This is a genomic window from Kitasatospora sp. NPDC088346, assembly GCF_044740765.1.
In the GTDB taxonomy this organism is placed as follows: domain Bacteria; phylum Actinomycetota; class Actinomycetes; order Streptomycetales; family Streptomycetaceae; genus Kitasatospora.
Window position 1 is genome coordinate 269,206 of the sequence record NZ_JBIURH010000001.1, and the last position, 12,453, is coordinate 281,658.

General features: G+C 73.2%; 12 protein-coding genes and 1 pseudogene. 7 read left to right on the forward strand and 6 right to left on the reverse strand.

Annotated features, from left to right (window positions below):
• Positions 1-50: 50 nt before the first annotated feature.
• Both ACIOFR_RS01185 and ACIOFR_RS01190 read right to left on the reverse strand, forming a co-directional pair.
• Positions 51-1,565, reverse strand: a complete 1,515-nt coding sequence (locus ACIOFR_RS01185) for a DEAD/DEAH box helicase (protein WP_400991532.1) — start codon at positions 1,563-1,565, stop codon at positions 51-53.
• Between the two features lie 206 nt (positions 1,566-1,771).
• Positions 1,772-1,975 (reverse strand): cold-shock protein, encoded by a 204-nt coding sequence (locus ACIOFR_RS01190; protein WP_350636871.1) that lies wholly within the window; start codon positions 1,973-1,975, stop codon positions 1,772-1,774.
• 462 nt (positions 1,976-2,437) lie between these two features.
• Here ACIOFR_RS01190 and ACIOFR_RS01195 point away from each other — a divergent pair, with 462 nt between their 5' ends.
• The 3 genes from ACIOFR_RS01195 (at position 2,438) to ACIOFR_RS01205 (ending at position 6,723) form a co-directional block, all read left to right on the forward strand.
• On the forward strand, positions 2,438-2,665 hold the full coding sequence (locus ACIOFR_RS01195) for a hypothetical protein (protein ID WP_371496870.1): 228 nt from the start codon (positions 2,438-2,440) through the stop codon (positions 2,663-2,665).
• A gap of 615 nt (positions 2,666-3,280) precedes the next feature.
• A complete protein-coding gene (locus ACIOFR_RS01200; protein WP_400991533.1) occupies positions 3,281-4,615 on the forward strand; it encodes a helix-turn-helix domain-containing protein in 1,335 nt (444 codons plus the stop codon).
• A gap of 191 nt (positions 4,616-4,806) precedes the next feature.
• The gene (locus ACIOFR_RS01205; RefSeq protein ID WP_400991534.1) at positions 4,807-6,723 is read left to right on the forward strand and encodes a BTAD domain-containing putative transcriptional regulator; all 1,917 of its coding nucleotides are present in this window, start codon (positions 4,807-4,809) and stop codon (positions 6,721-6,723) included.
• A gap of 3 nt (positions 6,724-6,726) precedes the next feature.
• On the opposite strand, the gene ACIOFR_RS01210 is transcribed toward ACIOFR_RS01205, so the two are convergent.
• Both ACIOFR_RS01210 and ACIOFR_RS01215 read right to left on the reverse strand, forming a co-directional pair.
• Positions 6,727-6,918 (reverse strand): hypothetical protein, encoded by a 192-nt coding sequence (locus ACIOFR_RS01210; RefSeq protein ID WP_400991535.1) that lies wholly within the window; start codon positions 6,916-6,918, stop codon positions 6,727-6,729.
• 138 nt (positions 6,919-7,056) lie between these two features.
• Entirely contained in the window at positions 7,057-7,806 is a 750-nt protein-coding gene (locus ACIOFR_RS01215; RefSeq protein WP_400991536.1) for a PP2C family protein-serine/threonine phosphatase, read from the reverse strand.
• A 300-nt stretch (positions 7,807-8,106) separates the two neighbouring features.
• Between ACIOFR_RS01215 and gcl the strand changes: the two genes are divergently transcribed.
• Positions 8,107-9,888, forward strand: coding sequence for a glyoxylate carboligase (gene gcl, locus ACIOFR_RS01220; protein ID WP_400991537.1), 1,782 nt, complete (start codon positions 8,107-8,109; stop codon positions 9,886-9,888).
• A gap of 149 nt (positions 9,889-10,037) precedes the next feature.
• Positions 10,038-10,160, forward strand: a pseudogene (locus ACIOFR_RS01225) (RICIN domain-containing protein); the annotation flags it as partial.
• A 7-nt stretch (positions 10,161-10,167) separates the two neighbouring features.
• Here the strand turns inward: ACIOFR_RS01225 and ACIOFR_RS01230 are convergent.
• Together ACIOFR_RS01230 and ACIOFR_RS01235 are read right to left on the reverse strand one after the other, a co-directional pair.
• Positions 10,168-10,470 (reverse strand): DUF4190 domain-containing protein, encoded by a 303-nt coding sequence (locus tag ACIOFR_RS01230; RefSeq protein ID WP_400992108.1) that lies wholly within the window; start codon positions 10,468-10,470, stop codon positions 10,168-10,170.
• Between the two features lie 33 nt (positions 10,471-10,503).
• Positions 10,504-10,656, reverse strand: coding sequence for a hypothetical protein (locus tag ACIOFR_RS01235; protein ID WP_400991538.1), 153 nt, complete (start codon positions 10,654-10,656; stop codon positions 10,504-10,506).
• A 95-nt stretch (positions 10,657-10,751) separates the two neighbouring features.
• On the opposite strand from ACIOFR_RS01235, the gene ACIOFR_RS01240 reads away from it, so the two are divergent.
• Positions 10,752-11,393 carry a TetR family transcriptional regulator gene (locus tag ACIOFR_RS01240; RefSeq protein ID WP_400991539.1) on the forward strand — a complete coding sequence of 214 codons (642 nt, stop codon included), beginning with the start codon at positions 10,752-10,754 and terminating at the stop codon, positions 11,391-11,393.
• Positions 11,394-11,500: 107 nt separating this feature from the next.
• Positions 11,501-12,331: a serine protease gene (locus ACIOFR_RS01245; protein WP_400991540.1), complete on the forward strand. Its 831-nt coding sequence runs from the start codon at positions 11,501-11,503 to the stop codon at positions 12,329-12,331.
• Positions 12,332-12,453: the final 122 nt, after the last annotated feature.

Genomic DNA, 12,453 nt, shown 5'->3' on the forward strand with positions numbered 1-12,453 from the left:
CCGGACGGTCGCCCCCATGGCGGGGAGCGGCCGTCCGGTGCTGCCGGGTGTCAGCGGGGCGGCTGGCCGCCGCCGGTGCGGCGGGCGGTGCCGGTCCGGGCGCCGGAGGAGCCGCCGGGGGTGCCCGCGGCGGTGCGGCCGGGGTGGGCCGGGCGGCCGCGGCGGTTGCGGTTGGCGGCCGCCGAACGGCGGGGCCGCTCGATCACCGGGTCGGGGATGACCACCGGGACGCCGCTGGGCTCCCGGGCGCCGGTGATCCTGGCCAGCTCGGCGTCGGTGGAGTGCACCCGTGCGGAGTTGGGGGTGATGCCCGCGGTCGCCATCAGCCGGGCGACCTCGCGCCGCTGGTTGGGCAGGACCAGGGTCACCACGGTGCCGGACTCGCCGGCGCGGGCGGTGCGGCCGCCGCGGTGCAGGTAGTCCTTGTGGTCGCCCGGGGGGTCGATGTTGACGACCAGGTCGAGGCCGTCCACGTGGATGCCGCGGGCGGCGACGTTGGTGGCGACCAGCGCGGTCACGGTGCCGGTGCGGAACTGCTCCAGGGTGCGGGTGCGCTGCGGCTGGGACTTGCCGCCGTGCAGGGCGGCGGCCCGTACGCCGCTGGCGAGCAGGTCCTGCACCAGGCGGTCGGCGCCGTGCTTGGTGTCGGTGAACATGATCACGCCGCCCTCGCGGGCGGCGATGTTGGTGATGGCCGCGCTCTTGTCGGAGCTCTGCACGTGCAGGACGTGGTGCTCCATGGTGCTGACGGCGGCGGCGGACGGGTCCACCGAGTGGGTGACCGGGTCCTTCAGGAAGCGCCGGACCAGCCGGTCCACGTTGCGGTCCAGGGTCGCGGAGAACAGCATCGTCTGCCCGTCCGCGGCGACCTGCTCCAGCAGCTCGGTGACCTGCGGCAGGAAGCCCATGTCCGCCATCTGGTCGGCCTCGTCGAGGACGGTGACGGTCACCTCGTCGAGCCGGCAGTCGCCCCGCTCGATGAGGTCCTTGAGCCGGCCGGGCGTGGCCACGACGACCTCGGCGCCACGGCGCAGCGCCTGGGCCTGGCGGCTGATCGACATGCCGCCGACCACGGTCGCGAGCCGCAGCCGCACGGTGTGCGCGTACGGCGTGAGCGCCTCGGTGACCTGCTGGGCGAGCTCGCGGGTGGGGACCAGGACCAGGGCCAGCGGGCGGCACGGCTCGGCGCGGTGGCCGGCGGTGCGGGCCAGCAGCGCGAGGCCGAAGGCGAGGGTCTTGCCGGAACCGGTCCGGCCGCGGCCCAGCACGTCGCGCCCGGCCAGCGAGTTCGGCAGGGTGGCGGCCTGGATCGGGAACGGCGCGGTCACGCCCTGCCGGGTCAGCGTGGTGAGCAGCGCCTGCGGCATGTCCAGCTCGTCGAAGGACTCGACGGCGGGCAGGGCGGGGGTGGTGCTGACCGGCAGCGCGAACTCCGTCTGACCGGAGCTGCGGGGCCGGTGGCCCGAGCCGCCTGCGGAGCGCGCTCCGGGGCGCGAGCCGCTCCGGGCGCCGGCGCGCGAGCCGGTGCCGGAACTCCGGTAGGACGGACGGTTGGAACTGACCATACGAGAGCCTTCCTTGGGGCGGCGCGTCTCCCGGGAAGGCTCCGCGGCGCGACAACGCGCCGGGACATCGCAAGAACGGGCCGAAAACGGGCGGCGGCGGGGCGGCGTCGAGCGCAGCGCCCCGCGACATGCCAAAGGGCCCACACCGTGCAAGTACGCGGTGCGGGCCCCGGCTGCGCGGGCGGGTGCCGGTGCAGCGGCAAGAATTAGAGGGGGCGAATGTTCTCCGCCTGCGGGCCCTTCTGGCCCTGCGTGACGTCGAACTCGACCTTCTGGCCCTCGAGCAGCTCACGGAAACCGCTGGCGTTGATGTTCGAGTAGTGGGCGAACACGTCCGGGCCGCCACCCTCCTGCTCAATGAAGCCGAAGCCCTTTTCCGAGTTGAACCACTTCACGGTGCCATTAGCCATTTAAAGAATCTCCTTCAGGGACTGTCGAAACCCGCACTGCGCTGGTTTCGCGTCGCCGTGATGATGACCCGCCCGGGAGAACAAAGACCGGGAAACAAAAATGCGCCTGTCGGTCACAAGCCAACAGGCGCACACAAAGTTCATGGGAACCAAAACTGCAACTGGTACCGACTGTAGCAGGCCGGGGGCCGGATCGGGTGATCGCGGGCCCACCAGTTTGCCGGGCGCCCGCGCGGCCCCGTGCGCGGCCCCGTACGCGGGGCCGCCCGCGCGCCCGGACGCGGCGGTCCGCCCGGACGGGTGAGCGGGCGGCGGGCCCGCGAGGACGGACCTGACGGTACGTCAGCGATCATCGGCGGCGTCCGAGGTTCACCCCGACGGCTTCAAGATCCGGATAACTATTCAACTCCGATGCCCGCGCACATGGCGCGGCGGCATTCCCAGGGGCGCATACTGGCGAAGATGACGAATTCAGCCGCAGCCCGGCGACACCTGCCCACCAGTCCCTTCAAGGCTCCTGTCCAGCCGGTCCCCAAGCGGTTCGCCGTGGGTGACCGGGTCTCGCACGACCGTTACGGACTCGGTCGGGCCATCGCGGTCGAGGGTGACGGCGAGATCGCCGTGCTGGTCGACTTCGGCTCGCGCCAGGAGCGGCTGGTCCAGCCGTTCTCCCAGCTCTTCAAGCTCTGACGGCACCGCTCGGCGGTCCGGGCCGCTCCGGCGGGCCGGGCCGTTCGGGTGCGTGCGTCCGCTGCCGGGCTCCTGCCTGTCCGCCGGCGGTTTCCTGCCGGCCTCCTGCCCGTCTCCGCGCGGACGCCCGGGTGTGCGGCCCCGGGATACCGTCGCGCGACGGCGGCGATACGCCGGTCCTCCACTATGGGTACCGGCGGCGCTGCGACCGATCGGCACGGGGCGATCCGGCAGCACGTCGCCAGTACGGGGCGGCTTGGCCGGACCGGTCGGTGACCGGTGCGGCCGGTACGGGGGAACGGACAGGTCAGAGAGGACGGGGAGCCCGGCTGCGGGCTCCCGGCGGGTACGACCGGATCGAGGACGGTGTCCTCGGAGGTCGTGGCCGCGACTGATCGGCCGTCCGGACAAAGGGTGCGCCGGTGGGACAATGTCCCACCGGCGCACCCTTGTCGTTTCCCGCCGCAGACGTTCTGGGGGTGGGTCAGGTACCGGCCGGTGCACGGAAGCTGACGGGGAGACTTGTAGGTTGCCCTCGTCAGGTTGCGCCGTGCGGTCGGGCATCCCCGACTGTCCTACCGCTGCGGCGAGTTCGAGTAGAGGCTAGGAGACGCGTTGGCTCGCAAGCCCCGCCCCATCGATCCGACCGAAGGCCCACTGCAGGCGTTCGCCTACGACCTGAGAGAGGTGCGCGAGGAGGCGGGCAGCCCCACCTACCGCGCCCTGGCCGGACGGGCCGGTTTCAGCGCCACCACCCTGAGCGACGCGGCCGGCGGCGTGCGCCAGCCGAGCCTGGAGGTCACGCTGGCCTACGTGGGCGCCTGCGGCGGCGACGTCGACCGCTGGGAACAGCGTTGGCATGAGCTCGACCGGGAGCTGGCCGCCGCGCGCGGTGAACCCCCGGCCCGCCCGGAGCCGGAGCCCGCCGCCGAGGCGATACCGGAGCCGGCCCCGGCACCGAGCCCGGGACCGGCGCAGGACGCACCGCAGGCACAGCCCGCACAGCCCGTACCGGCCGCCTCGTCGGTACCGGTCACCCCGTCGGCGCAGGACGCGCTGGAGAACGGCGAGGAGGCGGAGCTCGGATCCCCCTCGGACGGTGCGGGCGACCCGGCCGAGCCCGGCCGCTCGCGCCGCTGGCCCGCCGTGCTCGCCGCGGTGGTGCTGGCGGTGGCCATCGGCGTCTCCGCGCTGGTGCTGCCCAGGCTGACCGGTGGCAGCTCCGCCCCGGCCGCCTCGATGGTGGTGCCGCCGTGCGCCGAGTACTCCGGTCCGGTCGCCTTCACCGGGCGGACCTACGGCACGGTCACCCGGGTCCGGCAGGGGCCGAGCCTGAACGCCGACTCGATCGCGGAGTACCCGCCCGGGTGCGCGGTCTCGTTCAGCGGTTTCTGTCTGGGGGACGTGATCAAGGACATGACCTCGAACACGCCGGACATGCGCTGGTTCAAGGTGAGCGGTGGCGGGGTGATCTCCTCCGGTGTCATTCACGGAAATCCCCCCAAGGGTATGCAGCCGGAAATGTGCCAGGGCGGTTCGCCAGTGCCCTCCTCCATTTCGATGACCGCCTCGCAGCCGGGTTCCGGTTCGGACACGATCGATCTCGGGGCGACCGGGACGGACCTGGGGATCGTCGGCTTCGCGGGGTTCTTCACCCCGGCGGGTGCGGCCGCCCCGGGCCCGAAGTGGCAGCAGATCGGGTTCGTCGCCAAGTCCGACTCCGGCTTCTCCTCGCCGTGGCGGCTCGGGCCGGTGCGCAGCGAGCTCGCCGAGCGCGGCGGGATCCCGGTGATGGCGGTCGCCTGCCTCGGGGGCGAGGGCCCGACCGACACCGTCGACGTCCGGCTCTACCGGCCCGGCACGGTCGGGGAACTGGCCCGGGTGGAGCTCGGCGCCGCCGAGCTGGCCGTCGCGGCCCGGGCGGCGTGCGCCTTCCCGCGCGAGAACTGAGCGGGTATCCCGGCCGTTCCGGATCCGCGCAAACCCGACACTTCGGGGCACTGATTGTCCGTCATTGATTGACCGGCGGGCCGGCCCCCGCTGGACAACCCGTCAGCCGGATACAACGGAGGTGATGATCGACTAACGGTGGTCCGCGCCCGCCCCTGCGGGCGGACGGACCCCGGAGGGGGAACGGGTTGATGGAGTTCTGCGTCCTTGGTCCGCTGCTGGTCCGGGACGGCGGCCGTGTGCGCGCCGTCCCGGCCGCGAAGCAGCGAGTGCTGCTCGCGGCCCTGCTGCTGAGGCCGGGTCAGGTGGTTCCGGCGGATGTCCTGGCCGACACCATCTGGAACTTCTCGCCGCCGCCGAGCGCCTCCACCACGTTGCGCAACTACGTGATGCGGCTGCGCCGCGGCCTGGGGGAGGCCGGCGAGCGGATCGAGACCAGGGAGGGTGGTTACCTGATCGAGGTGGCGCCGGGCGAGCTGGACGCGAGCCGGTTCGAGGTGCTGCGTGCGAAGGGCGAGGCCGCCCTGCGCGAGGGCGCCCACGAGCGGGCGGCCGAACTGCTGCGGGCCGCGCTCGGCCTGTGGCGCGGTCCGGCCCTGGCGGACGTGCCCTCCGACGCGCTGCACCAGGTCGAGGCGGGCCGGCTGAACGAGGGCCGGCTGGACGCCGTGGAGGCGCGGGTCGAGGCCGAACTGCGGCTGGACCGGCACCCGGCGGTCGTCGCCGAGCTGCGCGCGCTCACCGTCGAGCACCCCGAACGGGAGCGGTTCTGGGCGCAGCTGATGGCCGCGCTGCACCGCAGCGGCCGCCGCACCGAGGCGCTCGGCGTCTACCAGGAGGTCCGCCGGACCCTGCTGGACGAGATCGGTGTCGAGCCGGGCGCGGATATCCGGGAAATGCACCGGGTCATTCTCCGGGACGAGCCGGTCGTGGTCGAATCACCGGACGAGGAATTCACCGTCACCCCGCACCAGCTGCCGCCGGACGTCGCCGATTTCACCGGTCGTGCGGCGGAGCTCGGGGAGGTTTCGGGATTTCTGCGGGCACCGCGCAGCTGCCCCGCGGTGGTCGCGGTGTCCGGGCAGCCGGGCATCGGGAAGAGCGCCCTGGCGGTGCACGCGGGGCAAGCCGTCCGTGCGGACTTCCCGGACGGGGTGCTCTACGCCGAGCTCGGCGGCACCGACCCGGTGCCGGCCGAGCCCGCGGCGGTGCTGCGGTCCTTCCTGCTCGCCCTGGGCGTCGCGCGCGACGCGGTGCCGGCGGGGCTGGGGGCGCGCGCCGCGCTCTACCGCTCGGTGCTGTCGGGGCGCCGGGTTCTGGTGGTGCTGGACGACGCCCGTGACAGCGCCCAGGTCCGCCCGCTGCTGCCGGCCGACCCGGCCGCCGGGGCGCTGGTCACCAGCCGTGGGGTGCTCGCCGACCTGCCCGGTGCCCGCCACGTGGGCGTCGGGGTGCCGGCGGAGGGCGAGGCGGGGCTGCTGTTCGGACGGATCGTGGGCGCCGAGCGGGCGGCGGCGGACCCGCGGGCGGTCGCGGACGTGGTGACGCTCTGCGGCCGGGTGCCGCTGGCCGTCCGGGCCGCCGCCGCGCGCCTGGTGGCCCGGCCGGCCTGGAGCGTACGGGCGCTCGCCGACCGGCTGGCCGTGCGCGGGCGCCTCTTCGACGAGCTGCGGATCGGCGCGCTGGACGTGCGGAGCAGCATCGCCCTGAGCCATGACGCGCTGGACGAGGCCACCGCCCGGGCGTTCCGGGTGCTGGCCTGGTCGGAGCGGCGGACGGTCGGGCTGGCGGACGCCGCCGAGCTGCTGGAGGAGTCGCCGGGCGCCGTCGAGCCGCTGCTCGACCGGCTGGTCGACGCCCACCTGCTGGCCGCGCCCGCGCCGGGCCGCTACGCGTACGACGACCTGCTGCGGGCCTTCGCCCGTGAGCGGAGCCTGCTGCTGGACCCGGAGTGGCTGCGCTCGCGTGCGGTGGGGTGCGCCGTGGGCGCGGGGGACGGCGTGGTGGGGCGGCCGGTCGGGATGGTGCGGGTTCCCGCGCAGCGGCACTCGGTCGAGCAGCACGGCGGGTGCACCACCTGCCGTTCGTCGGACGCGCAGGTGGCCTGAGCCTCAGCGGTAGTCGCTCTCCTGGACGGGCCGGCCTTCGGGGACCGGCCGCCGGCGCCAGGCGCCGAGCAGGACGGCCGCCGCGCGGCGGGCCGCCCGCCGGCGTCCGTGCGGCGGCTCGGCGCCGGGCCGGGTGGTGGACCCGGCCGGGGTGCCGGTCTCGGGGTCGGTCGGGCGTATCCCTACCTCGGTCATCTGCGGGCTCCCCCTCGGTGCGGCCACGGCGCGCGTCGGGTGCCGTGGGCGAAGAGATGATGATGTGTCAGCTCTTTCGATCCTCGTCGAATTCTACGTGCCGCGTCCAGGGCGGCCCCGGGCCCGCCGGTCGCGGGGCTACTCGTCGTGGTGGACGGAGACCAGGGCGAGGGTGATGTTGTCCGGCCCGCCCGCGTCGATCGCGGCTTTCCAGAGCTCGAAGGCGGCGGTGCTGTCGGAGTGCCGGGCCAGGATGCCGGAGATCTCCTCGTCCGGCAGCGGGTCGGTGAGGCCGTCGCTGCAGACCAGGTAGCGGGCACCGGCGGCGGGCAGCGGGTGGACCACGAGGTGCGGCTCGACCGTGCGGGGGGAGACCGAGCCGCCCAGCGTCTGGGTGACGATGTTGGTGGTGCGCCGCCCGGGCGGCGGTGGCGGGCTGTCGTCGGTGCTCAGCCGCCGCAGCTCGCCACCGGTGGCGTCGAGCACCCGGCTGTCGCCGACGTTGAACACGATCACCTCCGTCGCGGTCACCACCAGGCCGGCCACCGTGGTGCCCATACCGGTCAGTTCCGGCGACCGCTCGGTGGCCTCGAAGACCTCCCGGTTGCAGGCCAGCAGGGCCTCCCGGACGGCGTCCGGGTCACCGAGTCCCGGTGCGAGGGCGGCCAGCCGGCGGGCCACCAGGGCGCTCGCGACCTCGCCGCCGGGGTGCCCGCCGAGCCCGTCGGCGACCGCGACCAGGCAGGGCGTGCCGAGCGGGAAGAGCATCGTCTGCGGGCTCTCGGTGACCGTCGCGCAGAGCGTCCACGGGCCGATGGCCAGGCTGTCCTCGTTGTGTTCGCGCACCAGTCCTTCGTGGCTCAGTGCGCTCACGGCGATGTGGGCCATGGTGTCCTCGTCCCCGTTCGGCGGCACCCCCTGCACCCATTGTGGCCGTCCCGGACCGGCAGGTGTGACGGGTGGGCCCCGCCCGTCCGGTACGTGTACGTCCCGCCCGCCCCCGCCAAGGCCGGGCGCCGGGTCGGCGGCCGTGGTGCGACCCGACCCCCCTTGACGGCCGTGCGGGCAGCTGCTTACTTTGCTTTCGCATACCAAAACTATTCTTCCGCATCGTGGAAACGTCAGGGTTGACGGTCCGCCGGACGGAAGAGCCCCCGACCACCTCGGGCCGGACGCAGGAGAAACCCGATGCCTCGTATGACAGCCGCCCGCGCGGCAGTGGAGATCCTCAAGCGCGAAGGCGTGGAGGTCGCGTTCGGCGTGCCGGGCGCCGCGATCAACCCGTTCTACGCGGCCCTCAAGGCCTCGGGGGAGATCCGCCACACGCTCGCCCGCCACGTCGAGGGCGCCTCGCACATGGCCGAGGGCTACACCCGGGCCAAGGCCGGCAACATCGGCGTCTGCATCGGCACCTCGGGCCCGGCCGGCACCGACATGATCACCGGCCTGTACTCGGCGATCGCGGACTCGATCCCGATCCTGTGCATCACCGGCCAGGCGCCCACCGCCGTGCTCCACAAGGAGGACTTCCAGGCCGTCGACATCGCGTCGATCGCCAAGCCGGTCACCAAGGCGGCGACCACCGTCCTGGAGGCCGCGCAGGTCCCCGGTGTCTTCCAGCAGGCCTTCCACCTGATGCGCTCCGGCCGTCCCGGCCCGGTCCTGATCGACCTGCCGATCGACGTCCAGCTGACCGAGATCGAGTTCGACCCGGAGACCTACGCGCCGCTGCCGGTCTACAAGCCGGCCGCGACCCGTGCCCAGATCGAGAAGGCGATCGGCTTCCTGCTCGCCTCCGAGCGTCCGCTGATCGTCGCCGGCGGCGGCGTCATCAACGCCGACGCCGCCGACCTGCTGGTCGAGTTCGCCGAGCTCACCGACACGCCGGTCATCCCCACCCTGATGGGCTGGGGCGTCATCGCCGACGACCACGAGCTGAACGCCGGCATGGTCGGCCTGCAGACCTCGCACCGCTACGGCAACGCCAACCTGCTGGAGTCGGACTTCGTCCTCGGCATCGGCAACCGCTGGGCCAACCGCCACACCGGCGCCCTGGACGTCTACCGCAAGGGCCGCACCTTCGTCCACGTCGACATCGAGCCGACCCAGCTCGGCAGGATCTTCGCCCCGGACCTCGGCATCGCCTCGGACGCCAAGGCCGCCCTGGAGCTGTTCGTCGAGGTGGCCGGGGAGCTCAAGGCCGAGGGCCGGCTGCCCGACCGCACCGCGTGGGCCGCATCCACCCAGGAGCGCAAGGCCGCCCTGCAGCGCCGCACCCACTTCGACGACGTGCCGCTCAAGCCGCAGCGCGTGTACGAGGAGATGAACCGGGCCTTCGGTCCGGAGACCCGCTACGTCACCACCATCGGCCTGTCCCAGATCGCCGGCGCGCAGATGCTGCACGTCTACCGGCCGCGGCACTGGATCAACTGCGGCCAGGCCGGCCCGCTGGGCTGGACCATCCCCGCCGCGCTCGGGGTCGCCACCGCGGACCCGCAGACCCCGGTCGTCGCCCTCTCCGGCGACTACGACTTCCAGTTCATGCTGGAGGAGCTGGCGGTCGGCGCCCAGCACCGGATCCCCTACGTCCACGTCCTGGTGAACAACGCCTACCTGGGCCTGATCCGCCAGGCGCAGCGCAACCTGGACATCAACTTCCAGGTCAACCTGGAGTTCGAGAACATCAACTCCCCGGAGCTGGGCGTCTACGGCGTCGACCACGTCAAGGTCGTCGAGGGCCTGGGCTGCAAGGCGATCCGGGTCACCGAGCCGGACCAGCTGCTGCCCGCCTTCGAGGAGGCTAGGAAGCTGGCCGCCGAACACCGCGTCCCGGTCGTGGTCGAGGCCATCCTGGAGCGCGTCACCAACATCTCGATGGGCGGCGCCGGCATCGACGCGATCAATGAGTGGGAGGAGCTGGCCACCGAGCCCGGCCACGCCCCCACCGCGATCCGGCCGCTGACGGTCTGACCGGTCGGGCCCCGCGGGCCGGGGCCGTCCGGGCTGACCGGTGCGAACCTCTCCGAACTGTCGTCCCGTCACCTCCCGAACGAGCACCCCGGGAAGCGCTCCGGGCTCTGCGTTCGGACAGTGGCGACGGCGCGGACGGCACCGTGCGCGCCCTCGGCAAGCGCCTGGACGCCACCGGGAACAGCTCCGCCAACGGCGCCAGGGCCCGGATCTGGACCTGCACCGGCGCGGCCGACCAGAAGTGGGCGGCGCCCACCGGCGGAGCCGGACCGCCGTGGATCAGCCGCCGAACTGGAGCAGCATCCCGTGGCCGGCCACCACCGACACCGCCAGCAGGACGAGGTCGGTCACTCCGAGGGCGAGCCCGAGCAGGGCTCGCCCCCGGCGTGCCGTACCGCGCAGCAGGGCGAGGGTGGCGAGGGTGATGGCGATCGGGCCCAGCACCAGGTTGAGGACCAGCAGACCCGGCAGCCCGAGGACGAAGGAGGCGACGGCCATCTGGTCGGCCTCGCCCCGGCTGCGGCGGGCGGTGGGGGTGGCGTCGACGGCGTGTGCGGCGTGCGTGGCGTTCACGGCGTGCATGGCGTTCATGGCGGGACTCTCCTCGGTGGTCGGTCAGTGCCGGTGGGAGCGGGGCAGGTGCTCGCGGGCGCCGAACAGCAGCAGCCAGGCGGCGATGGCACCGGCGGCGGCGAGGAAGGCCGGGAGGGGGAGGCGGGCGGCGGATCCGGCGAGGATGCCGACGGCGGCAAGGGCGACGAGAAGCATGACGAGCCTTTCGGCGACAGTTCAGCTAACAGTTGTTCGCTGACTTCTCCACTCTACGCTTCCCAGGCTCGGCAAACAGTTGTTTACTGAATGATGTGAGTCACAGTGAGAGCGGTGTGGGGGTCCGTCAGGCCCAGAAGCAGCAGAGCCGGCGCGCCCTGCTGGACGCGGGCCTGCACCTGCTGGAGCGGCAGAACCTCAGCGGGCTCGGGGTCCGCGAGGTCACCCGGGAGGCCGGAATGTCCCCGGCCGGCTTCTACCGGCACTTCCCGGGCCTGGCCGAGCTCGGCGTCGCCCTGGTGGAGGAGTCGCTGGCCAGCCTGCACGGCATGATCCGCGGCGTGTTCGCGGAGCAGGGCGGGCGGGACGGCGATCCGGAGGCGCTGATCGACCGGGCGGTGGAGGTGGTCGCGGCCCACGTCCGGGAGCACCGTGCGCACGTCCGCTTCCTGGCCCGTGAGCGGCATGGCGGGGTGCGGGCGGTGCGGGAGGCGATCGCGGCCGAACTGCGCCGCTTCGCCGACGAGGTGGCGGAGGCGCTGGCCGCCCAGCCGGTCTCCGCCGGGTGGCCCGTGGCGGACGTCCGGATGCTGGCCGAACTCTACGTCGACCTGCTGGTGTCCACGGCGACGGCCTTCCTGGAGGCCGGGCCGGAGGGGGAGGAGGCGGTGGCCGCCACCATCCGGACCAGGCTGCTGCTGATCGGCGTCGGTCGCCGGCACTGGCGCCGCGGCTGACGGCCGGTCGGGCCTCGGGGTGTTCGCGGGTCGTGCCGTGCGACGGTCTTGACACATCGTCATGCCCGCGTCAAATTACGAGGACCCCCACACCGAGAGGCCCTCCCATGAAGAAGCCGCTCATCGGCGCGTCCTGCGCTGCCCTGGTGCTCTCCGGCGCCACCGCCCTGGCCGGTGCCGCCCCCGCGTCGGCCAGCGCCTCCGTCGCCGTCAACTTCGCCGGTACGGTGGCGCTCAGCAACTGCTCCGGCTCCCTGGTGCGGCTCCCCAACTCCACCGCCTCGGACCCGGCCCTGATCCTGTCCAACGGGCACTGCCTCGAAACCGGCATGCCCGCCCCGGGCCAGGTGATCGTGAACCGCTCCTCCTCCCGGAGCTTCACCCTGCTGAGCTCCTCCGGGAGCAGCCTCGGCACCGTCCGCGCCAACAGGATCGTCTATGGCACGATGACCGACACCGACGTGTCGATCTACCAGCTGACCAGCACCTACGCGAGCATCCAGTCCCGGTACGGGATCAGCCCGCTGACCATCTCGCCGAACCACCCCACCCAGGGCGCCTCGATCAAGGTGGTCTCCGGCTACTGGAAGAAGATCTACTCCTGCAACGCCGACGGCTTCGTCTACCGGCTCAAGGAGGGCGGCTGGACCTGGAAGGACTCGGTCCGCTACACCTCCAGCTGCAACACCATAGGCGGCACCTCCGGCTCGCCCGTCGTCGACACCGCCACCGGCATGGTCACCGCCGTGAACAACACCGGCAACGAGGACGGCGAGCGCTGCACCGAGAACAACCCGTGCGAGGTCGACCAGAGCGGCGCGGTGACCGTCCGCAAGGGCATCAACTACGCCCAGGAGACCTACGGCATCCCGGCCTGCTTCGCGCCCGGCAACCGGCTCGACCTCACCCTCGCGGGCTGCGTGCTGCCCCGGCCGTAACCGGCCCCACCGCGGCCAGGGCCACCCGCACCCCTCCGGCGGGTGGCCCTCGGCACGCCCGGGGACGCCCGCGGGGGACGCCCGGGGGTGCGCCCTGTCGAAAGAACTGAATCAATGGTTCA